The 21,022-nt window shown below is 65.8% G+C and carries 26 protein-coding genes; 15 read left to right on the top strand and 11 right to left on the bottom strand.

The window, feature by feature from the left end:
- A partial coding sequence (locus NG1_RS33750) for a hypothetical protein (protein WP_157114406.1) occupies positions 1-206 on the bottom strand: 206 nt, incomplete at its 3' end.
- 322 nt (positions 207-528) lie between these two features.
- Between NG1_RS33750 and NG1_RS33755 the strand changes: the two genes are divergently transcribed.
- From NG1_RS33755 to NG1_RS38685, 4 genes are read left to right on the top strand one after another with little or no spacing between them, the layout of a single operon-like run.
- Complete coding sequence (locus NG1_RS33755) at positions 529-843, top strand: WXG100 family type VII secretion target (protein ID WP_062977805.1); 315 nt, start codon at positions 529-531, stop codon at positions 841-843.
- 4 nt (positions 844-847) lie between these two features.
- The gene (locus tag NG1_RS33760) at positions 848-1,147 is read left to right on the top strand and encodes a WXG100 family type VII secretion target (protein ID WP_062977765.1); all 300 of its coding nucleotides are present in this window, start codon (positions 848-850) and stop codon (positions 1,145-1,147) included.
- A 1-nt stretch (position 1,148) separates the two neighbouring features.
- Positions 1,149-2,405, top strand: a complete 1,257-nt coding sequence (locus tag NG1_RS33765; protein WP_062977767.1) for a polymorphic toxin type 37 domain-containing protein — start codon at positions 1,149-1,151, stop codon at positions 2,403-2,405.
- A complete protein-coding gene (locus NG1_RS38685; protein WP_062977769.1) occupies positions 2,402-2,710 on the top strand; it encodes a hypothetical protein in 309 nt (102 codons plus the stop codon). Before NG1_RS33765 ends, NG1_RS38685 begins: the two co-directional genes overlap by 4 nt.
- Before the next feature lie 397 nt (positions 2,711-3,107).
- Here the strand turns inward: NG1_RS38685 and NG1_RS33775 are convergent, their stop codons facing one another.
- Entirely contained in the window at positions 3,108-3,374 is a 267-nt protein-coding gene (locus tag NG1_RS33775; RefSeq protein WP_062977771.1) for a hypothetical protein, read from the bottom strand.
- Positions 3,375-3,405: 31 nt separating this feature from the next.
- Complete coding sequence (locus NG1_RS33780) at positions 3,406-3,603, bottom strand: hypothetical protein (protein ID WP_062977773.1); 198 nt, start codon at positions 3,601-3,603, stop codon at positions 3,406-3,408.
- 196 nt (positions 3,604-3,799) lie between these two features.
- On the opposite strand from NG1_RS33780, the gene NG1_RS33785 reads away from it, so the two are divergent.
- Together NG1_RS33785 and NG1_RS33790 are read left to right on the top strand one after the other, a co-directional pair.
- Positions 3,800-4,780: a helix-turn-helix domain-containing protein gene (locus tag NG1_RS33785; protein ID WP_245660169.1), complete on the top strand. Its 981-nt coding sequence runs from the start codon at positions 3,800-3,802 to the stop codon at positions 4,778-4,780.
- Positions 4,770-4,976 carry a DUF397 domain-containing protein gene (locus NG1_RS33790; RefSeq protein WP_062977775.1) on the top strand — a complete coding sequence of 69 codons (207 nt, stop codon included), beginning with the start codon at positions 4,770-4,772 and terminating at the stop codon, positions 4,974-4,976. The genes NG1_RS33785 and NG1_RS33790 overlap by 11 nt, the downstream gene beginning before the upstream one ends.
- A gap of 483 nt (positions 4,977-5,459) precedes the next feature.
- Here the strand turns inward: NG1_RS33790 and NG1_RS33795 are convergent, their stop codons facing one another.
- The gene (locus NG1_RS33795) at positions 5,460-6,380 is read right to left on the bottom strand and encodes a universal stress protein (RefSeq protein ID WP_062977777.1); all 921 of its coding nucleotides are present in this window, start codon (positions 6,378-6,380) and stop codon (positions 5,460-5,462) included.
- Between the two features lie 5 nt (positions 6,381-6,385).
- Positions 6,386-6,571: a universal stress protein gene (locus NG1_RS33800; RefSeq protein ID WP_062977779.1), complete on the bottom strand. Its 186-nt coding sequence runs from the start codon at positions 6,569-6,571 to the stop codon at positions 6,386-6,388.
- Between the two features lie 434 nt (positions 6,572-7,005).
- Between NG1_RS33800 and NG1_RS33805 the strand changes: the two genes are divergently transcribed.
- From NG1_RS33805 to NG1_RS33845, 9 genes are all read left to right on the top strand, one after another.
- A complete protein-coding gene (locus tag NG1_RS33805) occupies positions 7,006-8,832 on the top strand; it encodes a glycoside hydrolase family 15 protein (protein ID WP_062977781.1) in 1,827 nt (608 codons plus the stop codon).
- Positions 8,829-10,196: a glucose-6-phosphate dehydrogenase gene (locus NG1_RS33810; RefSeq protein WP_062977783.1), complete on the top strand. Its 1,368-nt coding sequence runs from the start codon at positions 8,829-8,831 to the stop codon at positions 10,194-10,196. Before NG1_RS33805 ends, NG1_RS33810 begins: the two co-directional genes overlap by 4 nt.
- A gap of 111 nt (positions 10,197-10,307) precedes the next feature.
- Positions 10,308-12,098, top strand: a complete 1,791-nt coding sequence (locus NG1_RS33815) for an IlvD/Edd family dehydratase (protein ID WP_062977785.1) — start codon at positions 10,308-10,310, stop codon at positions 12,096-12,098.
- A complete protein-coding gene (locus tag NG1_RS33820) occupies positions 12,085-13,116 on the top strand; it encodes a C-terminal binding protein (RefSeq protein ID WP_062977787.1) in 1,032 nt (343 codons plus the stop codon). The genes NG1_RS33815 and NG1_RS33820 overlap by 14 nt, the downstream gene beginning before the upstream one ends.
- A gap of 40 nt (positions 13,117-13,156) precedes the next feature.
- The gene (locus tag NG1_RS33825; protein ID WP_062977788.1) at positions 13,157-13,408 is read left to right on the top strand and encodes a hypothetical protein; all 252 of its coding nucleotides are present in this window, start codon (positions 13,157-13,159) and stop codon (positions 13,406-13,408) included.
- A complete protein-coding gene (locus NG1_RS33830; protein ID WP_062977789.1) occupies positions 13,405-14,034 on the top strand; it encodes a bifunctional 4-hydroxy-2-oxoglutarate aldolase/2-dehydro-3-deoxy-phosphogluconate aldolase in 630 nt (209 codons plus the stop codon). The genes NG1_RS33825 and NG1_RS33830 overlap by 4 nt, the downstream gene beginning before the upstream one ends.
- An 8-nt stretch (positions 14,035-14,042) precedes the next feature.
- Positions 14,043-15,068 (top strand): sugar kinase, encoded by a 1,026-nt coding sequence (locus tag NG1_RS33835; RefSeq protein ID WP_210751000.1) that lies wholly within the window; start codon positions 14,043-14,045, stop codon positions 15,066-15,068.
- A gap of 220 nt (positions 15,069-15,288) precedes the next feature.
- Complete coding sequence (locus NG1_RS33840) at positions 15,289-15,591, top strand: hypothetical protein (RefSeq protein ID WP_245660170.1); 303 nt, start codon at positions 15,289-15,291, stop codon at positions 15,589-15,591.
- 398 nt (positions 15,592-15,989) lie between these two features.
- Positions 15,990-16,343, top strand: coding sequence for a cytochrome P450 family protein (locus NG1_RS33845; RefSeq protein ID WP_062977793.1), 354 nt, complete (start codon positions 15,990-15,992; stop codon positions 16,341-16,343).
- Positions 16,344-16,759: 416 nt separating this feature from the next.
- Here NG1_RS33845 and galE read toward each other — a convergent pair whose 3' ends face one another.
- The 6 genes from galE to NG1_RS37965 form a co-directional block, all read right to left on the bottom strand.
- Positions 16,760-17,740, bottom strand: a complete 981-nt coding sequence (gene galE / locus NG1_RS33850) for a UDP-glucose 4-epimerase GalE (protein WP_062977795.1) — start codon at positions 17,738-17,740, stop codon at positions 16,760-16,762.
- Positions 17,737-18,765, bottom strand: a complete 1,029-nt coding sequence (locus tag NG1_RS33855; RefSeq protein WP_062977796.1) for a nucleotidyltransferase family protein — start codon at positions 18,763-18,765, stop codon at positions 17,737-17,739. Before NG1_RS33855 ends, galE begins: the two co-directional genes overlap by 4 nt.
- 1 nt (position 18,766) lies before the next feature.
- Positions 18,767-20,095, bottom strand: coding sequence for a phosphomethylpyrimidine synthase ThiC (locus NG1_RS33860; protein ID WP_062977799.1), 1,329 nt, complete (start codon positions 20,093-20,095; stop codon positions 18,767-18,769).
- Between the two features lie 17 nt (positions 20,096-20,112).
- Positions 20,113-20,655, bottom strand: a complete 543-nt coding sequence (locus NG1_RS33865) for a hypothetical protein (RefSeq protein ID WP_062977801.1) — start codon at positions 20,653-20,655, stop codon at positions 20,113-20,115.
- Between the two features lie 7 nt (positions 20,656-20,662).
- Positions 20,663-20,842 (bottom strand): hypothetical protein, encoded by a 180-nt coding sequence (locus NG1_RS33870; RefSeq protein ID WP_062977803.1) that lies wholly within the window; start codon positions 20,840-20,842, stop codon positions 20,663-20,665.
- On the bottom strand, positions 20,839-21,022 hold a 184-nt coding region (locus NG1_RS37965), incomplete at its 5' end, for a hypothetical protein (protein WP_218019027.1). The genes NG1_RS37965 and NG1_RS33870, both read right to left, overlap by 4 nt.

Genomic DNA, 21,022 nt, shown 5'->3' on the forward strand with positions numbered 1-21,022 from the left:
CCAATTGCCGCCAGCGCGTCGTTGATCTCCTCTTCGTAGAAGCCGGTTCGGTAGCGCGCTTCCTGGCTGCCCAGAAACTGAAAGGTGAGATCCAACAGGCGTGGCCACACATCGGCGATGGATGTCGGCACGTGCCGCACGAGCTCACCGGTCGAGTTTGCTGCCTCCTCGTTGGCCCCCTCGCCTTCGTAGGCGACCACTCTCACTCGCGCCTCCGCGTCCAGTTGGCGGGGCACGGAGCGGACAAGTCGCTGCAGATGGTCCTGGACCCCGGCGTTCCAGCCCAAGGGAATCAGGAGGTCTTCCCGAACATTCGCTATTTGCAGAGTGAGTTGTCGAACCGCTTTGAACTGCTCGCCATTGAGAGAAACCTCTCGTTCAGGCCGAACCGAAATCATCCCCGGCCCCACTCTGCGTCACTCCAGATCGTCAAAGTACGCCTTTCCTTCCTTTGGAGAAGCCCTGATGAGCGCTGCGGAGGGCGGGTAGGGTCAGGGCGATGGTATGGGGGCCGGGGAGGAGAGAACCATGGCGACAAACGATCAACCACTGAACATGATCCCCGATGCGGTGACGGCGGTCGGCAGGCAGGCTTATGACGTCGCTCAACAGCTGAGATCGGGATCGACAGCGTTGGACCGTGAGGTCCAGGCTTTGTTCGACACCTGGAAGGGAAGCGCCGCCGATGCTTATCGCGAGGGGTGGGATGACATGCAGGACAGCGCGATGAAGGCATGGGATGCGCTCACCGACCTGGCATCGAAGCTCGGCGTCAGTGTGTCGACGCTACAGGATCAGGACAACTTCAACGCGGCGCCGATCAGCTCGCTCCAGTTGGACTGATGGCATGACCTCTGAATTCGCGTTCGATCTCGATCACATCGATCAGGTGACCGCCCGCGCCCGCGGCTTCAAGGAGTTCTTCGCCGACCATCTCGATCAATTGGACCGCACTGTGCAGGGGCTCATGCAGAGTGGGCAGTGGACGGGCGCGGCCGCGGCGGCATACGCCGAGGAGCATCAGGTCTGGGTCGCAGCGGCACGCGAACTGCTCGACGGACTGGCTGAGATGGAACAGGCCGCCCGGACGGCACACGCCTCCTACTCTGACGCGGCGGCCGTGAACCTGCGCATGACAGGGGGATGACGTGGCTACTGTTGCGCCGCAGACGTATTACACGGCTGCGGAGGAGTGCTACAAGCTGTCGAGAGAGTTCCAATCCGCGTACAACCCGCTGCAGACGGCGTTGCTCGAAACCAGCGGTATGGCCGGGAGTTGCCAGGCCGCGAAGGCGTGGTCCACGGCCTACGATGAGCGCGCGGGTGCTTTCACCACCGCGGCGACCAACTTCGCCAGGGCGTTGCAGCATTTCGGCGACATCCTGATCGCCTCGGGCTACAACTGGGAATGTTCCAACTACGCGGCAAATCGTGACCCGAACAAGGGGACCGGTCCAGCCTGCCCGCGCACCATTCCCTCCGAATTGCCTTATGGTGCAGGCGTTGTCGTCGGCGTCGCGTCGTCGCGGAACAACGGCCCCGGACTGGAGACCGAATTTCCCGAGCTGTACGACAGGGTCGTCGCCAAGCTTGCGGGTGACAAGGTCCCCGATGGCGACACAGACAAGCTCGATCGTGCGGCGCAGGCGTGGACAGCCTTCGCCGACAACAACACGATCTTCGCCGCCGGACCCCGCCTGCGAGTCGTCGCCGCCGGACTCGGCAAGTTCGACGCACCCGACATCCCGAACCTGACCGGCCACCTCGAAACACTGGCGAAGAACGCGGACGACATCAAGCTGGTCGCCGACGATCTCGCGAAATCGACAACCAGCCACCACGCCGCTGTCGTCGCTGTTCGCGCGGACATCAACACCCAGGTGGCGGCAACGCTCGTCGTCGCGTCGGTCGTCATCGCGGTAACCGCCGTGGCAATCCGCAACCCGCGCGCGGCCACGGTGGAGGGCCCCGCACTGGACACCGCCGCGAACGCCATCGCAGGCGCCGTCGGGTCGTTCTTCACCGCACTGGCCGGGATCAAGTTCAGCACCGCGGCACTGGCCGTAGGAGCACTCGCCACCATCACCGGACTGACCATCCTGTCCATCGCCGGTGACTCGACGTTCAACGCCAACTACAAGCCTCCGGCCAATGCCTACGATCCCGACGGGCCGAAGGCGCCGGGCCGTCCAGGTGAAGCGGAAGGATTCGTGCCACCGAAAGGCGGTGACCGGTGGGTGCCGAATCCGAGTCCCAAGGGCCCTCGTTTCGGCTGGGAAGATGCCGATGGAAATGTGTGGGTGCCGACCGGGCAAGGCAGTGTCGCCCATGGTGGACCCCACTGGGATGTGCAGGGCAAGGACGGCAGTTATGACAACATCTATCCAGGAGGCAAACGGCGATGAACGACAGTGAGATCGCGCTGGAGGCGTCCGGAGTAAGGTACGGGTCACCGTTCGATGAAGCGGCCTTTTTCGAGTGGCTCGACAAGATTCCTGCCGTGCGGTCATACGAAGGTGAGCTGCGAACGCTCTACATAAAAGTCGACGCCACGGCCGATGACGAATCCGTATACGAGCTCGTATCCCTGTTTCATCGATACCACGTCGACATGTCGCAGTTACGAGTGTTCGACACGGAACGGATCGGCGAATGGTTCCGTAAACCCGAGAGTTACTGGCATGACGCCGTCTTCGGCACGTCGAGTTAGGCCAGTCGTTTGATACTCGGGAGGCACTCGGAAGATATGACGACTGCTGCTGCGATCCGAGGAGAAGGCGAATGGAGCGATGGATCGGCGGTGCTGGAGGCGACCGACGTCTGGTACTACTCGCGCGGTGACGAGGCGGCATTCTTCGACTGGCTCGACAGGATCCCCTCGGTCCGCTCCCACGGTGGCCGACTCAGCACGTTGGAGATCATCGTCGAGACCCCGGTGGACGACGACTCCCTCCGAGAGCTCATGGCCCTCTTCTACCGGTACCGCATCGACTGGCCCAACTTCGCCAGCTCGACAACAGTCGAATCGGCCCTTGGTTCCGCGACCCTGAAAAGTGCTGGCATAAATCTATTTTCGGCACTTCTGCCCGATAACTACGCGCCCCCGGTCAAGCCTGTTTCCCTGGCGGCTGCCAGCGCGTCAGCACGCGGTATCCCACCGCGAACTCCTCCGCGTCGCGCAACGCTCTGCCCGCGACGAGGTGGAGTGCGAACGGGTTGTCGTCGTGTCCGGTCGTCGTCGCGATCATCTGGCGGGCGGTGGATCGGATCGTGGACTTGTCTTCGGTCACCGTCCAGCGGTCCACGGCGGGTACGTGGATGAGCCAGTGTGGGCCGCAGCAGTGCGCTGTGACGTGGTAGTGGCGCACGGTCACGACCTGCGCGCGTAGACGGGCCGATGCCGGGTCATTCGGTCCATGACAGGGCTTCGGTGAGGGTCACCGGAGGCGGGGGAGGGGTCGGCACCCCGCCTCCGGGACGTTCGGGTGTGTCGGCCCACTGCCGCAGCGCGTCGGCGTAGCGCTCGAGCACGGGCAGCGGCACCCCCTTGTAGGGGGCGCGAGCCCGGGGGAACGGAACGCGTTGCGGTAGTGCGTTGGTCATGTGTCCTCCCACTGTCCGGTGGCGGCGAATGCGGAGGCACGCCGCGCCGATCACGTGGCCAGTGGAGCACCGGATGCGGGCCGTACGGACATTCCCGCGCGAATTCGCGGCAGAAAGTGGCAAAAGCCCTGGACACCTTCCAGCGACCCTGCACAATAGCCTCCGGCAGGACGAAATAAGGCCTTCCACAACGACTTTGGGAACATTCCAGTCGGCCGGTGTGAATATTCCACGGAAGGGAGCAAACAGTATGGGGGAGAACGATTCGAGCGCCGGTATCCGGCAGCTCAAAGCCGATATTCGCGGGACGGGAGGCGTTCCACACCGCAGCCTCGGCCGCTGCCTGCGCGGGATGAGGCAGGAGGCGGGACTGTCCATCGAAGTGGCGGCGCGGGCCATCGGGCGCGGGGCGGGGACGCTGCACCGTTTGGAAACCGGTGCGCCGAACGTGGTCGTACGAGAGGAAGATCTGCGGCGGCTGTGCAGGCTGTATCAGCGGGTGGACATGTTGCCGGTGTTGAAATCGCTAGCGGCGCAGGGGAGGACGCCGTCGTGGTTGGACGAGTTTCCCGATCAGGTGAATCCGACCTTCAACGCCTACATCCAGATGGAGGCGGCGGCCACCCATCTCACGAGTTACCGTCCAGATCTACTGCCCGGAATATTTCAGATCCCCGAGTATGCGCGTGCACTCGACCGGGTGTACTTCCCGATGGATACAGCCGAGGAGATCGAGCGGAGGGTTAGGGTTCGGCGCAACCGGCAAGGGCTGATCACCCGCGATATCGCCCCGCTGAACGCGATGCTGCTGCTGGACCAAGCAATGACCAGGCGAGTGGTCGGCAGCCCCCACGTCATGTCAGTGCAGCTGCGGCACCTGGCGGACCTGCCGCCGAACGTTCGCGTGCAGGTGCTTCCATTCGGGGCAGGGTATCCGCTGGGGACTTCCACCGGACCGTTCACGATTCTGGACTTCGCGGCAGACAACGCCGGGCGGGCGCTGGAGCCACCAGTGGTCTACGTCCAGAGCTACACCGGTGATATCTATCTGGAGCGACCGAGCACTGTTCGCCGCTATCGAGCTGCAATCGAGGTGATGCAGCGGGTAGCGTTGGACGTGCCGAGTAGCAAACGCCTGCTGCGGCAGGCAGCGAAGGAGTTCGACTGTGTCCGTTGATCTATCCGGAGCGCGCTGGTTCAAGAGCACTCGTAGTTCCGCCGGTAGTGACTGCGTCGAGATCGCGCATCTGGACGGCGGGCGCGTCGGGGTTCGCGACTCGAAGAATCCTCACGGCGGAGTGCTGGTCTTCACGCCTTCGGAGTGGGACGTGTTCGTGTCGGGGGCGCGCGACGGGGCATTCGACCGGCCCTGAGCTGCGTCTGCTCGATCTGTAGGATCTCAGAACGCGTGTCGGAATCTCAGAATGTGTGACGGTGATATGCGGATCCGCCATAGTTATGAGATTCCGCTCCCGCTGCGGGCTGATTGGTGGATGATTCTCGCCGGTCGGCCCCCGTACCAAAAGCTTCGAGTCGGCGGGCGTGAGTCCGCCCGCGGCCTCGGCAGGCCGATGGTTTCCAGCAGCGCCGTGCGTAGTCGGACACGGGCCGTCGTGACGGCCCGCAGACCTGGCCCGGAGTTCGATCCGGCGGCCCGTCTCGGGCTGGACGAGCCGGCCTCGGTCCTGGAATCGGGGTCCTCGGCAACGCCAACTCCGGCCGGCGCTCTCGGTCGCGCTGATGCTCACCGGCAACGCCCCGCCGATCACCGCCGCCACCGACATGCTCGGCGGACACACCGACAACGACCGAGTCACCCGGCTCGAACACGTGATCCGCACGGGGGCTGGTGGTGCTCATGTGTCGGTACCGCGGTAGATGACCACAGGGGTCCGAGCGTGGTGGAGCAGGCTCTGGCTGGTGGAACCGAGGAGGGCTCCGCGGATCCGGCCCCAGCCTTTGCTGCCGACGATCGCCATCTGTGCGTCGGTGAGGGCATCCAAGAGCTGGCGGGGTGCTGATCCGCGCTGGGACCGTTCCTCCACCGCGACGTCCGGATATTCGCGGCGGTAGGGCGCGATGATCTTGGAGAGATGCCCGGCTTCCGCGCGTGCGATGGCTTCCCAGTCGATGGCCATTGCTGCCGGACCCAGCATATGCAGGGAGGTCGGGTCGGAAGCCAGGACCGCGGTGTTGTCACTCCACGCCCGTACGGCGGTGACCCGGACCGAGAACAACTGCGCCCATTCGAATGCGAGCCGGGTCGCGGGCGCCGAGAACGGGCTTCCTTCGGCGCCCACGACGATCGGGCGGTCGTCGACGGAGACGTTCGCCGGATCGCCGCGCCACACCGCGACCGGGCAGAGTGCCTGGTTGGCTACCCGTAGCGCTGTCGACCCCAGCAACCACCGTTCGACCGATCCGGCTCCGGTCGCGCCCAGCACGATCATCTCGGCCCGCTCGGCCGCTTCCAGCAGGCCTTTCGCGGGCGAATGGTCCGCCGCGATCGATACCAGACCGGTATTCGGCGAATGCCGATGCAGCGTCGCTTCGGCCTCGGCCAGCACCTCCTCCCGGTGCGCCTTGTGCACCTCCGACGATGCCGCATAGTCGAACGCCGCCCCGTCGACAGGCGCAGGCGGGGGTGAGGAGTGCACCAGGTGCAGCGGCAGCGCGAGCGCGCCCGCGAACACCGACGCCCATCGGGCCGCCGCCAGGGCCGTCTGCGAGCCATCGACGCCGACCACGATGTAGCGCGGCGAAGGGGTGGACTGCATGCCTCTCACCTTTCGCAGGTGGTTGCGCCGGGGTAGTCGGGTATCAGTCCCCGCACCGTCGTCGAATGCATCAGATGCAGCGGCAGTGCGAGTTTTCCGGCGAGTGCGGCTGCCCACTTGGCGGCTGCCGGTGAGGTGTCGAATCCGTCGATGCCCACCACGATATGGGTGCCCGAGGGCATGTGCCGCATCTGTTTCCGCCTTCCGGTGCCGTGCGGCTGCGATACTCCCGGGCGTCTACCCGGTCACCGGTCGCCGAACCACACGGCGCGATCACAGTGTGGAAACGGGCAGGACGCCGCGCAGGTTCGCCGTCCGGCGGGCATATGGCGATCCGTGAACCGCCCTCTCCTGGCCGCTACCGTGACTGGCGTTCAGTTCCTGTTTCGGGCGATGCTGGGTGGGTATGTTCGCGCTGATGAGGGGCTGTTGGATAGGCAGTGGTCCGCTTTCGGTATGCCGTTCTACGACTGTTCGAGTCGGAGAGGCAGGGCGATCAAAGCATTCGTCCTGAAGGGAATCGGGCATTCGAAGTGTCGGACATGAAACTCGATGAAGTCCTGACAGTGCGGATCCGGTTCGGTTGATCCGCCGCCGCTTCGCCGTGTGCCATGGAGGAGGTGAGATGCACGATCCCGATCCACCCTTTCGGCCGATACGCCGGGTCGACGGTTATCTACCTCTGGAGGATTACGGGCTGATCGGGGACGGCGCGACTGCTGCCCTGGTCGGTGTCGACGGCTCGATTCCGTGGCTGTGTATTCCACGGTTCGACGCCGAACCTCTGTTCTGCGGACTTCTCGATCACGCTCGGGGCGGGTCGTTCACCATCGCACCGGTAGACCTGCGCGAGGGCCGCCAACGCTATCGACCGGACACCGGGGTGCTGGAAACCGAACTGCGCTGCGCCACCGGAGTCGTCCGGGTGACCGATGCGTTGGTCCTGCGTTCGGGCGCCGACCTCGCCGAGGATGCCGCCGCGGACCGGGCGGAACTCGTTCGCAGCGCCCTGGTCATCGAAGGCCGGGTCCGTTTGGCCGTCGATGTGTTGCCGAGGGGCGGTGCCGAGGTACGGCCGGTGCTGAGCGGCTTGGAGATCCGCCCGAGCACCCAGCCCCGGCAGCGGCTCCATTTGCGGAGCAACCGGCCGATGTCCGGGCCGCAGAACACCTTTGATCTGGCCCAGGGTGAGCAGCTGGACCTGGGCTTGTCGTGGGGGCGTTTTCACCGGCATCATCGGTTCGACGCGCCGTCCATGCTCCGCGAAACCGCGAATGCCTGGCGGTCGTGGCTGAACGACTGCAGTTACGCAGGCCCGCAGCAGCAACTCGCCCGTCGTGCCGCGATCACACTCAAGATGTGCGATCACTGGGCCGGCGGGGCGGTGATCGCCGCCCCTACGTCGTCGATCCCGGCGCCGATCGGCGGCGTCCGCAACTGGGATTACCGGTATGTCTGGATCCGAGACGCCGCCTACGCCGTTTTCGCCTTCCGCCGCATCGGCTTTCACGGTGAGGCGGACGCGTTCCTCGGCTGGGTCCTCGACGCCGTCGAACGCGGAAACCGGCCGCGCATCATGTACGACCTCGACGGCGACCCGGTACCGGACGAGGTAGCGGACGCCGGTCTCGAAGGTTACCGGCGTTCGGCGCCGGTCCGGTGGGGCAACGGCGCCGCCGATCAACGCCAGCACGACCTCTACGGCGAGATCCTCGATTGCGCCGACCAATGGCTGCGGGCCGGTGGCGAGCTACAGCCTGTTCTCTGGGCCGGTCTGGCCGGTTTGGCGGATATGGCCGGCCGCGCATGGGAGCAGCCGGACCAAGGGATCTGGGAGGTCCGCAGCGAGGGCCGCACGTTCACCTACAGTGCGGCGATGTGCCAGGTCGCGCTGGACCGGGCCGCGTCGATCGGCGAGCGTTTCGGGCTACCCGGGCCTGTCGGTACGTGGCGCGCCACCGCCGCGCACATCCGCGAGTCCATCTTGGAGCACGCCTGGAACGAGGGGGCACAGAGGTTGAGTGCCCATCTCGACGGAGGTCCCGCGCTGGATGCCAGCCTGCTCGCGCTGCCGCTGCGCCATGTCGTCCCCGCCGGCCATCCGCGCATGGTGGCGACGACGGCGGCGATCACCGAACGCCTCGACGCCGGCGGCGGACTGCTCTACCGCTATCTGCACGACGAATCGCCCGACGGCCTGCCCGGCGACGAGGGCGCCTTCGTTCTGTGCAGTTTCTGGCTGATCGATAATCTGACCCTCCAGGGCCGAATCGAGGAGGCCGAGCAGCTCTACGAGTCCCTGTGCGCCCGCGCCAGTCCCCTGGGCCTGTTCTCCGAACAGATCGACCCCTCCACCGGCGCGTTCATGGGCAACTTCCCGCAGGCGTTCAGCCATATCGGCGTCATCGCCAGTGGCGTGAACCTCGCACGTGCAAAGGCGGCCACACGATGATCCGACGACTTGTCATTTTCGGCGGCACAGGTGACCTGACCGGACGCTATCTCCTACCGGGGCTGGCCGCTCTCCACGAGACCGGCCGCCTCGGCGCGGACTTCGAGGTCGTCTGCGCCGACCGGAAGGGCCGGGACGACGAACAGTTCCGGACGTGGGCCGCGACCCAGCTCGATCAGCACTCGCCGGACATCTCGGGCGATACCCGGCAGGCGATACTCACGGCTGCGCGATACCGCCAGGCCGATATACAAGACCCGGCGCAGGTGGCCGAAACAATCGCCGGCGCGGGACCGGTGGCCGTCTACCTGGCGCTGCCGCCGGCGTTGTTCCCCACCGCGGTCCGGACACTGCACGCCGCGCATCTCCCGGCCGGCAGCCGGCTCGTGCTCGAGAAACCGTTCGGGGAGGATCTCGCCGGCGCGGAAACCCTCAATCGGCTGCTGGCCGACCTCGTTCCCGAACAGGCCGTCTTCCGGGTGGACCATTTCCTCGCCATGACCACTGTGCAGAACCTGCTCGGGAGCAGGTTGGCCAACCGGGTGCTCGAATCACTCTGGAACAGCGCGCATATCGCCGAAGTCGAGATCATCTGGGACGAGACCCTCACCCTCGAGGACCGCGCCGGATATTACGACAGTGTCGGTGCGCTCGAGGACATGGTGCAGAACCATCTCCTGCAACTGCTTTGCCTGGTGGCCATGGAACCACCGATCACCCTGTCCGAACGCGATCTGCGCGATCGCAAGGTGGACGTACTGAGATCCATCCGCACCCTGACCGACGACGATATTCCGCGCCGCACCCGCCGAGCCCGCTACAGCGCCGGCGTGATCGGAGACCGCCACGTCCCCTCTTACACCGACGAGCCCGGGGTGGACCCGCAACGGCGCACCGAGACCTTCACCGAAGTCCACTTGACGATCGACAACTGGCGATGGGCCGGGACGAACTTCCTGCTGCGCACCGGCAAAGCCCTCGCCGCCGACCGCAAAGAAGTCGCCATCCATTTCCGTCCGGTCCCCCATATGCCCTTCGGTCACCACGGGACGACAGCACCGAACGTCCTGCGGTTCGGACTCGATCCCGAAAACCTCACACTCACCCTCTCGGCCATCGGCGCTGCCGTGGACGCCCTGGTCCCCGTCACCATGACCGCACCGATCCATCCCCCCGACCTACCCGCCTACGGACGGCTCCTGCTGGACGTGCTGCTCGGAAATCCGGCCCTGTCCATCCGCGGCGACGAGGCAGAGGAGGCGTGGCGGGTGGTCACCCCGATAATTTCGGCCTGGTCACGGGACCTGATACCGCTCGACGATTACCCCGCGGGATCACCGGGGCCGGCGGGCACCCGTCGTTGACAGCCACCTCGGGGCCGCGAAAGCGTCCGATATCTTTCGCGGTATTTCTCCGACTCGCCGTCGGTCCGGCTTGCTACGAGAAATGCCCCACGTAAGTCATTCTCTTACACTATGTCACCGACGAAGCGCACCGCGGGGGAGCTACGCAGTCAGGCATGGTGGGACAACGCGGGAAACCGGGAGATGACGGCTCTGTATCTCGAGCGTTTCCTCAATTACGGCCTCACGCGGGCCGAACTTCAGTCGGGCCGGCCGATCATCGGAATCGCTCAGACAGGTAACGATCTGGTCCCCTGTAATCGGCACCATCTCGAGCTCGCCGACCGGATCAAGGACGGGGTCCGCGATGGTGGCGGCATTCCGTTCGAGTTCCCCGTGCATCCGTTGCAGGAGACCGGAAAGCGCCCCACCGCGGCGCTGGACCGCAATCTCGCCTATCTCGGACTGGTCGAGGTGCTCTACGGATATCCACTCGACGGAGTGGTTTTGACGACGGGCTGCGACAAGACCACGCCCGCTTGCCTGACCGCGGCGGCGACGGTGAATATCCCGGCGATCGTCCTGTCCGGAGGACCTATGCTCAACGGCTATCATAACGGCATGCGGACCGGATCCGGGTTGGTGATCTGGCAGTCGAAGCGGCTCTTGGCAAGCGGGCAGATCGACTACGACGAGTACATGGCGCGGGTGAGTGCCTCCGCGCCCAGCATCGGGCATTGCAACACGATGGGCACTGCGCTGTCGATGAACAGCCTGGCCGAGGCCCTGGGAATGTCCTTGCCGGGTTGCGCGGCGATACCGGCCCCCTACAACGAGCGGGCGCAAATGGCCTACGCTACCGGCTTCCGAGCGGTGACCATGGTCCGAGAGGACCTCACTCCCCGCAAGGTCATGACACTGCAGGCCTTCGAGAACGCGATCGTTGTCGCATCGGCTATCGCGGCGTCGACCAACACGCCCATTCATATCAATGCCATCGCACGTCATGTCGGGGTGGACTTGTCCAACCAGGACTGGCAGCGCGTCGGACGCGATATTCCGGTGCTGGTGAACCTCGCTCCCGCAGGAGAGTTCCTCGGTGAAGACTTCCACCGCGCCGGCGGCGTCCCCGCAGTCATGCGGTCGCTGCTGGAAGCCGGCCACCTGCATGGTGACGCCATAACCGTCTCCGGTCGAACCGTGGCGGAGAACCTCGCGGATGTTCCGCCCGCCGACCCGGCGGTCATCCGCCCCGTGCACGACCCCGTCACCGCACACGGCGGACTACTCGTCATGACCGGGAACCTGTTCGACTCCGCGATCATGAAAACATCGGTCATCACCGATGACTTCCGGGCCCGCGGCATGCCGCGCCCCGACGGTTCGACAGCGTTCGACTTGCGCGCCATCGTCTTCGACGGACCCGAGGACTACCACGCACGCATCGAAGACCCGGGGCTGGGCCTCGACCGGGACTGCCTTCTGGTCATCCGCTACACCGGGCCCGTCGGATACCCGGGCTCCGCCGAGGTCGTGAACATGGAGGTTCCCGCCGCGCTGATCCAACAAGGCATCACCGCGCTGCCCACACTCGGAGACGGTCGGCAGAGTGGCACATCGGACGCACCGTCCATCCTCAACGCCAGCCCCGAGGCCGCGGTCGGCGGGAACCTCGCCATCCTGCGCACCGGTGATCGGATCCGTATCGACCTCGACAACGCGCGCGTGGACGTCCTCCTGACGGATGAAGAGATCGCCGCGCGGTGGGCCGACTACACGCCACCGGCACTGGAGCACCAGACACCATGGCAGGAGATCTACCGTTCCACAGTCGGCCAGCTGGACAGCGGGGGCTGCCTGGAACTCGCCGTGTCGTACCAGGACCTCGTCCACACCAAGGGGATTCCCCGTGACTCACACTGACTCCCGCGCAACGATACTGATCGCCGACTACGACTTCGGCGATGTGGATATCGAACGCGCAATCGTCGAAGGCGCCGGACTTCGGATGCTCGCCGCGCAGTGCAAAAGCGAGGACGAGGTGATCGAGGCGGGCCGCGAAGCCGACGGCATCCTGACCCAGTACGCACAGGTGGGGTCGCGGGCCATCGGCGCGTTGACCCGCTGCCGGGTGATCGCCCGCTACGGCACCGGCGTGGACATCGTCGATGTCGACGCCGCGACCCGGCACGGAGTCCAGGTGACGAACGCACCGAACGACTGGTGCGCCGAAGAGGTCGCCGATCATGCCGTCGCGCTCTGGCTCGCGGCCGCCCGCAAGATCTGCCGGTACGACCGGGCGACCCGATCGGGCGAATGGCACTGGAAGACCGGAGAGCCCATCCACAGATTGCGGGGTCAGGTGCTGGGCCTGCTGTCTTTCGGCTCGATCGCACGGCTCATCGCCGAACGCGCGAAAGCGTTCGGTGTCGAGGTCTGGGCGCATGACCCATTCCTCGACCAGAACGAGATCCGCCAGTCCCAGGTCCGGCCGATGTCTTTCGACGACCTGGTGGAAGGTGCCGACTACGTGATAGTCCAAACGCCGCTCACGCCGCAGACACACCACACCTTCGACCGTGCGACGCTCCGCCGGATGAAGCCCAACGCCATCCTTGTCAACACCGCACGCGGACCCATCGTGGAGGACACGGCGATTCAGCAGGCACTCACCGAAGGTTGGATCGCCGGCGCGGCACTGGACGACCTCGAGGAGGAGCCCGCGAAACAGCGCGCGTGGCGCGCGACCAATCCCCTCTTCGAACTGCCCAACGTCATCGTCACACCGCACGCCGCCTACTACTCCGAGGAATCTGTCGCAACGATACGGACCATCGCCGCTGAAGAGGCCGTACGGGTTCTGACCGGGCAACCGCCACGATTCCCGGTCAACGAGCTACCACCCCATGCCGGTCTCGGTCGGAGTGATGCCCGGAGTTGAAGTGCCCGATGGGGTCGGAACCGAACAGCGTGGAGGCGATATGAGTGGTCTGGTCGTCGTCGTTGGAGCGGATGGGTCTTCGTCGAGCGACGCCGCGGTGGTACGCGTCGCCCACATCCAGTCCCTGCGCGGCGATCCGCAGCGCACCACTGCGGCCCTCGAGCGCATCGCGGCCGATAGATGGAGGGGCGCAGGCGACCCGGCGGGCGCAACCGTCTTCCTCGCTCCCAACGCCGCCGCGAACGTCCCAGGTGTGGTTCCACCGGTCAACGGCGGACGGCTCGGTCGATGACGGTCGAAATGGACTCCGTGTTGCAGGGTTCTCGGATCCTGCCGGTACTGACCGTGACCGACCCGGCCACGACCCATCTCTTGGCCGACGCGCTTGCGGCGGGAGGCGCCCGGTGCGCCGAAGTCACCTTCCGCACCCCGGGCGCCGAGCAGGTACTCGAGACGATGGCGGCTCACGGCGGCCTGACAGTCGGCGCGGGCACCGTAGTTACCAGGGATCAGGCGGAACGGGCTGGGGCCGCCGGAGCCCGCTTCGTCGTCTCGCCCGGCTACGACGACGAGGTCGTCGCAAAGTGCCGGGAGCTGAGGTTGCCCGTGGTGCCGGGCATAGCCACCGCCACCGAGCTGATGCGTGCCCTGCGGGCAGGCTGCTCCACCGTCAAGCTCTTTCCCGCCGAACCACTCGGCGGATTGCGAACACTGCGGGCACTCGCGGCGCCCTTCCCGCAGGCCCGCTTCATTCCGACCGGCGGGATCCAGGACTCCCACCTGGCCTCCTACCTCGCCGACCCGGCGGTACTCGCCGTCGGCGGCAGCTGGATGGCGACCGCAACGCACTTGGAGCGAGGCGAGTACGACGAAATCCGCAGGCTGACTGCCGAGGCCGTCGATCGGAGCACGCCGTGACCGATGTCGTGGCCCTGGGCGAGGTGATGCTGCGCTTCGACCCGGGCGAGGGCCGCATCCGCACCGCCCGCACCTTCCAGGTCTGGGAGGGCGGCGGTGAGTACAACGTCGTCCGAGGCCTGCGCCGCTGCTTCGGACTGCGAACGGCCATCGTCACCGCCCTCGCCGACAACGCCGTCGGCCGACTGGCCGAGGACCTGATACTCCAGGGAGGAGTCGACACCTCGCTGATCCGCTGGGTGCCGGCCGACGGCATCGGCCGCGTCGCCCGCAACGGCCTGAACTTCGTCGAACGCGGCTACGGCATCCGTGGCGCGCTCGGCGTCAGCGACCGCGCGCACACCGCTGTCAGCCAACTGCGCCAGGGTGATTTCGACTGGGCCGCCATTTTCGCGGCAGGCCCGCGCTGGTTCCATACCGGCGGCATCTTTGCCGGCCTGTCCGAAACCACCATCGATGTCGCCGAGGAGGCCATGGCAGCCGCCCGCCGCCACGGCCTCACCGTCTCCTACGACCCCAACTACCGCCCCAGCATCTGGGCAGACAGAGGCGGCCCGGACCGGGCCCGCGAGGTCGACCTGCAACTGGCCCGCCACGCCGACGTCATCGTGGGTGCCCTGGCGCTGGCCGGCGCACACCCGGGCGAGGTGCGCTTCAGTGCCGACGAGATACCGGACGCGCTACTGGAGGCGGCGAACCGGGTTCCCAACGCCTCGGTCGTGGCAACGACGCTGCGCGAAGTCTCCTCGGCCGATGTCAACGACTGGACCTCGGCCGCCTGGACCGCCGAGACCGGCTTCATCACAGGCCCCCGGATGCGCGGCCTGCATATCCTGGACCGCGTCGGCTCCGGCGACGGCTTCGCCGCCGGACTGATCTACGGTCTACTCACCGACGCCTCGATCGAACGCGCCCTTGCCTACGGCACAGTCCACGGAGCCCTTGTCATGACAACACCAGGAGATGCGTCCATGGCCTCGCTCGCCGAGGTCGAGGCACTCCTCACGGACGGATCGGCCCACGTCAGACGCTGACCGCGGTAGTCGACGACCGAGACGCTGTGACCAACTCCGAATATGCTGGCAACTCCAAGATTTCGAAGCGTATGCCGCACTCGAGCGAGGTCGGATCGAAGTCGATCCGCCCCAGCGGAGACCAGGCGGCCCGAGGGTGTCGCGACCGTTCACCGACGAAAGCTGAAACGATGTGCGCGGCCACAGACCGATGAGTAGTGCCCCGATTCCGCCGCGAACGTTGACCGATCTCGAAATCAGCGTCGTCACCAAGCTGCTGTCCTCGGACGCTCCCGGCGCCACCGAGTACCTGGCGCAGGTGCCGTATGCGCAGGTCGTCGCGACCTGGGGTGCCCGTTCGCCCAGCGTCGATCTTTCGGTGCGGCCCGGTGCGGTGCGAGCATCCGGTGCGCCGGACGGGATCTTCGCCGGTGGAGCGGTCACCGATCGGCGAGGTGATTCTGTGGGTCGAGGACGGCTGGCTCAGCGGAATCGAGTACGCCTGGTATACGGACGAGCGCCCACATGCACTACCCGAGCCTGATCGGATCGAGCTTCTGTAGCGCAGGGTGATCCACTCTCCCATGACTCATTGCACAGACTCTTCAGGCTCGAAAGCGGTCGCGGCTGTCCACCGACCGCAGCCGTCCACCGATGACTTCAATGGATTGCCAAGAATTCCTGTGCATCCTTGCTCGGACCGGTACCGTGCACAGGGCTGACACCTACGCCCCCATCGCCGATGGCTCGACGCGGACATCGCGAGATGTAGGAATCGGCGAAAGTTGTTCTTGAACAGCACTGTTCGCCGAGTGGATCGGCGTACCTGCCTGCAAGGAGTGGTCACACTCGGCGAGTATCTGTTCCATCGATGGGAGCCTCGTCTTTGACCGTGCACTACATCTCGGTGTCGCCGCGACAGCGTTCGTCCGCAGGTGCCCGATGATCCACGGCGAGCCCACCGGAGCAGTGGGGCCGCGCTACAGCATCTACTCGGAGGAATTCGCGAACGATCCGCATCGCGCGTATGCCGCGATGCGGGATCGCCACGGCTCGGTGGTTCCCATCGAACTGGCGCCCGGTGTCCCGGCCACCCTGGTGATCGGTTACGCTGCCGCACTTCGAATTCTCAATGATCCCGAGCGGTTTCCCGCGGATCCACGCAACTGGCAGAACAGTATCCCGGCCGATTCACCGGTACGGCCGATGATGGAGTGGAACCCGACCGTCCTGCGCAGCAGTGGTGAACTGCATCAGCGCTATCGGCGGGCGCACGTGTACGCCCTCGACGGATAGATCTGTACGAGTTGCGCCAAAATGTGGAACGGATCGCCGTCCCCCTCGTCAACTTGTTCTGTGAGTCGGGCAAGGCCGATCTCGTCACCCCTCTTCCGATTCTCGACACGAGCCGACCGGACAACTCCGACCTGCAGTTACTGTCGCGACAGAGCCATTTCCGTTACAGGCGTCACACCGTAGTTCTCCGGCTATGAAGGCTCGAGTTCGTCGTGGTTCATCGGTAAGGGCGCGCTGTCCTGTCAGCTTCTGCGCAGCACCCCGCAGGGCTGAGCTGGCGTCGATGATGCAGACGACGCTTGCGCTGAATTGCTCACTGAACCGTCGGGTTGAGAGCCGCTTCTTCCGAGTCGGCGCGCGTGGCGCGGCGAGCGGCACCTGTGCGGCGGGTTCTACAGCGCGCCGCCGCCTTCGAGCTAATGCATCGAATGCCGACTATGGAACTTCCACGCATCACGCACGATGTCGGTGATGTCTGGTTTCTGTGGTGTCCAGCCGAGTTCGCGTTGTGCGAGTTCGGAGGAGGCGTAGAGGGTTGCGGGGTCGCCGGGTCGTCGTGGTGCTGTCTCGACGTCGAGCGGGACTCCGGTTACGTCTCGGATTGCTTGGATGACTTGGTGGTTGGAGTAGCCGATGCCGTTGCCGAGGTTGTAGATCTTGTGTTCGCCGGGGTGAATATGGTTGAGGGCGAGGAGGTGGGCGTGGGCGAGGTCGGTGATGTGGATGTAGTCGCGGATGCAGGTGCCGTCGGGGGTGGGGTAGTCGTCGCCGTAGAGGGTGAATTTGTCGCGGTGGCCGAGGGCGGTGTCGAGGGCGAGGGGGATGAGGTGGGTTTCGGGGTTGTGGCGTTCGCCGATCATGGTGCCGTCGCCGCAGTCGTGGGCGCCTGCGACGTTGAAGTAGCGCAGGGAGATCGCGCCGAGTCGGTGGGCGCGGGTGTAGGTGGTGATGGCTTTGTCGATGGCGAGTTTGGTGTCGCCGTAGGTGTTGACCGGGTTGGTGGGTGAGGTTTCGAGCAGGGGCAGGTGGGTGGGTTCGCCGTAGACGGCGGCGGTGGAGGAGAAGACGAGTCGGCTGACGTTAGCGGTGTGCATGGCGTCGAGGAGGGCGAGGGAGGCGCGGGTGTTGTTGTCCCAGTGCCATTCGGGGTGGTGCATGGATTCGCCTGCGGCGATGAGTCCGGCGAAGTGCAGGACGGCGTCGTAGCCGGCGTTAGGGGTGAGGATTTGGGCGATGTCGTGGACGCGCAGTTTGATGAATTCGGCGTCGTGGGGGATTTGGCGGTCGTCGTTGCGGGAGAGGTCGTCGATGACGGTGACGTTATGTCCGGCGTCGAGGAGCAGGCGTGTGACGGTGGCTCCGACGAATCCTGCGCCCCCGGTGACCAGGATTTTCATCTGACCTGCACTTTCATGGCGAGTAGGTGGTCGTGGATGGTTTGTTTGTGCGCGCGGAAGTGGTCTTCAGGGCTTTCGCGGCGTGCGCTGCCGGTCCAGCCGGTGATGCGTTCCCAGGCGCGCTGCTTCACCGTAGTCAATGCGGTCGGGCCGGGTGTGGTGTGCCATGCGTCGGCCATGGCGCGTGCGAGGGCGTGGACGGTTTGGTGGTGGCGGGCGACGATTCGGCCGCTGCTGGTGACGGCGTAACGGGTGTAGTTGACCGCGTCAGGGCGTGGTTGTCCGAACTCGGTGTCGAACCGGGTGAAGGCGTGGTGGAGGTAGGTCCAGAATCGTCCTGGATCCATCGGCGGCTGCGTGGGGTCGGCCCGCCAGCGCAGCTCGGCGCGCATCTGCTCGGCGAGGTGCGGCGCCATCTGACCGAAGTCGTGGTGGGCGTAGGCGCCCTCGAGCATGGCGGTGGCTCGCAGGATCTTCACGCACAGTCGGCTGATGAGCAGGTGGAAGTGCGTGGAAGCCGCCCCAGTGCGCCATTGGTCGTGGAGGCCGAGCCAGAAGTAGGCCTGCGTGTAGTAGAGCAGTATTTCGTAAGCGTCGCGGACGTCGAGTGTGACGGGGTGGTGTTCGGGTAGGCCGCGGTCGGTGACGGGCAGGCCGAGATTCTTGAAGTCGTGCCCGAGGGAGGTTTGGATGGCGAGGTAGTCGCTGAGCGGCAAAGTCATCAAATCCACTGTGGCGAAGTATTTCTCCGCGATGGCCATGAGGTCGTGGACTTGGGTTGAGGGGTGGTCTCCGTAGTGGACGTAGAGGAGGTCGACGTCGCTGATCAGCAACGGCTTACCGCCGATGCGGATGAAGGTGGGTTCGCCGCGGGCCAGGGAGCCGCCGACGATCAGCCAGTCGTCGGCGGGTACGCAGTGCCCGAGCGTGCGGAGGTCTTCGGCGATATCGAAGGCTTCCCGGGCGACGGCGGCGGCGTGGGGGAGTCGGGAGGTGATGCGTTCGGCCAAGGTGGTGGTGTCCACTTCATGCCTCCGGTTCGCTGGACCGCGTGGGCATGGGCAGCAGAACGGGTCCGGGCTGGTGGGCGGGGACGGGTGTTTCCTCGTGGGCCTTTTTCGCGGTGATGTGCGGGCACAACGAGCCGCAGATTGTGCAGGGCGCGCCTTTGCGCAGGCCGTGGGTGATGAACGCGTTGCCTGCCAGGCCGGGGTAGAGGGCGTGGCCTTGCTGGATGTCCCAGTCGTTGGCGCGGCGGGCGACGCTGATAGCGCGTTGCCGTGCGATTTCGGGTTTCCAGCCGCGTACGAGGTCGAGCGCTGTGATGGCGACACGGACCATGCGGATGGAGGTGGCGGTGTCGGGCGCGGTGGGCATGGCGTAGTGCTCGTTGTGGGTGATGGAGGCGAACATGTCGCCGCCGCACTGTCCGGCCGCCGCGACACCGAGGGCGTTGACGGTATCGTCGAGGGTGACGCCGTTGTCTATGACCATCGGTCCGGCCAGCCACAGCGGCGCACCGCCGAGCGCTTCTTTGTAGGCGGGGATCAGTTCGGGAATGCGGTGCAGCGGCATGTGCCCGCCGCTTTCGCACAACACCTGCACCCCGGCGCTCAACGCATTTTTGCGGAGTTCGGCCAGCAGTTGGATTTCGCGCCATTTCAGGTCGTCGCCCGCATCGGCGGTGGCGCCGGGGCGGAAGATGTCGCCGAGGTCGAGGACGACTTCGTGGCGGCGGCAGATGTCGAGGATTCCGTCGAAGTACTCGATCAGAGGGTTGTCGCAGTGGTGGAGGCGCATGTAGCGGGCCAGCAATCCGCCGCCTCGTGAGGTCGTGGGCATGATTCGGTCGGATTTCTCGCTCATCTGCGCGAGGGCGGGGTTGATGCCTGCGTGGATGAGGACGAAGTCGACGCCAGCGGCCAACCCGAGCTCGAATCGGTCCAGGAATTCGTTGCGACTCAGCTTTTTCCGCGGGTCAGCGAACAGGTCGTATGTCAGGCATGCGCCGAGCGGTACGCCCATGACTTCCTTCAAATCCGCGCGCAGCGCCACCCCTTCAGGGTTGGTGGTCAGGTCCATGACAGCGTCGGGACCGGCGGCGAGGATGACCGCCATGCTTTCCACGATGGTCTGCCTGTCGCGGTCACGCGGCCCCAGTCCGACAAGAGCGGCGACTTTGCGGCGAGTGTCCTCACCGACGAGCAGCGGTTTGAAGGCTGTCATGTGTCGGCTCGCCTGCGACCGCAGGAACACCAGGGTGCCGGTTTCGACCCGCCGGGCGGCGGTGTCAGGGGCGAGGCCTTCGGCCTGACAGGTGGCAATGAACTGGGGATCTTTTGCGAGGGTGAACATTTGGCGTGTCCTTTCGATCAGGGATGTTTCGGAGTGGCGCGCCCGGTTGGCCGCGGTGGAGGTGGTTGGCCGTCGACGACTTCGGTGATCAGGTCAGCCCAGCCGACAGCCAGGGCACTGACGTGGATCCATGCCTCATGCACGGCGGGTTCGGAGGCGTGCTCGGCGGCGGCCAGCGTCAGTTCGGCATCGACGTACGCGGCGGCCAGCGCATCCACGGCTGGCCCCATGCGTTCCGTGCCGCACCGTGGCTGAATGTGGGTGCTGACCCAGTTGTCGATCAGCGCGACCACATCATCTCGGCGTCGATCGACTTCGGCCGCGCGTTCGGGGATGACGCGACGGGTGCGGTGCAGATGCGCCAGCGCCTGCGCCCACCGCGTGATCAGATGGTCGGCCGGGTTGTGGCCCGTCACGCCGCGAAATGCCGCGCAGAGCTCGTGCCAGTCCGGAATCCGAGGCAGCCGAGAATCCGGCCCGGAGAGCGAGACATCCTGTCGCGCAGCCGCTGTCATCTGCGATGAACGCGCGAGGATGGGTGTGTGGCGTTCGGTGGGCATGCTCGGGCTACACCTCGGTTCCGAACGAGTAGGCCATCGCCGCGAGGTAGGGCAGACATCCGCCGCCGTGGGCGGCATGAGTGTGAAGAATGAAGCGGGCGCGGTCCGAATCCAAATCGATGGGCTCGGCCGCGCAGTCGCGATACTGCACGGCCCACAGATCCCGTGTGTTCTGCGAAATTCTCACGGCAGCTCCCTGACAGTCGGTGGGTGGGCACGCCGATGCCGGGCCCAGTCGCACGCGCCCGAATCCGGCTCCGCCCGCTGATCACTCGCGAAGGGCGGAACAACGTCGACCACATGCCCGGCCTCGGGTGCTGGTCCCAGATTCGCGGCCGCGGCTTGCCGTCCCAACGCCCGACGGGAC

This window comes from Nocardia gamkensis NBRC 108242 (genome assembly GCF_001612985.1).
In the GTDB taxonomy this organism is placed as follows: domain Bacteria; phylum Actinomycetota; class Actinomycetes; order Mycobacteriales; family Mycobacteriaceae; genus Nocardia; species Nocardia gamkensis.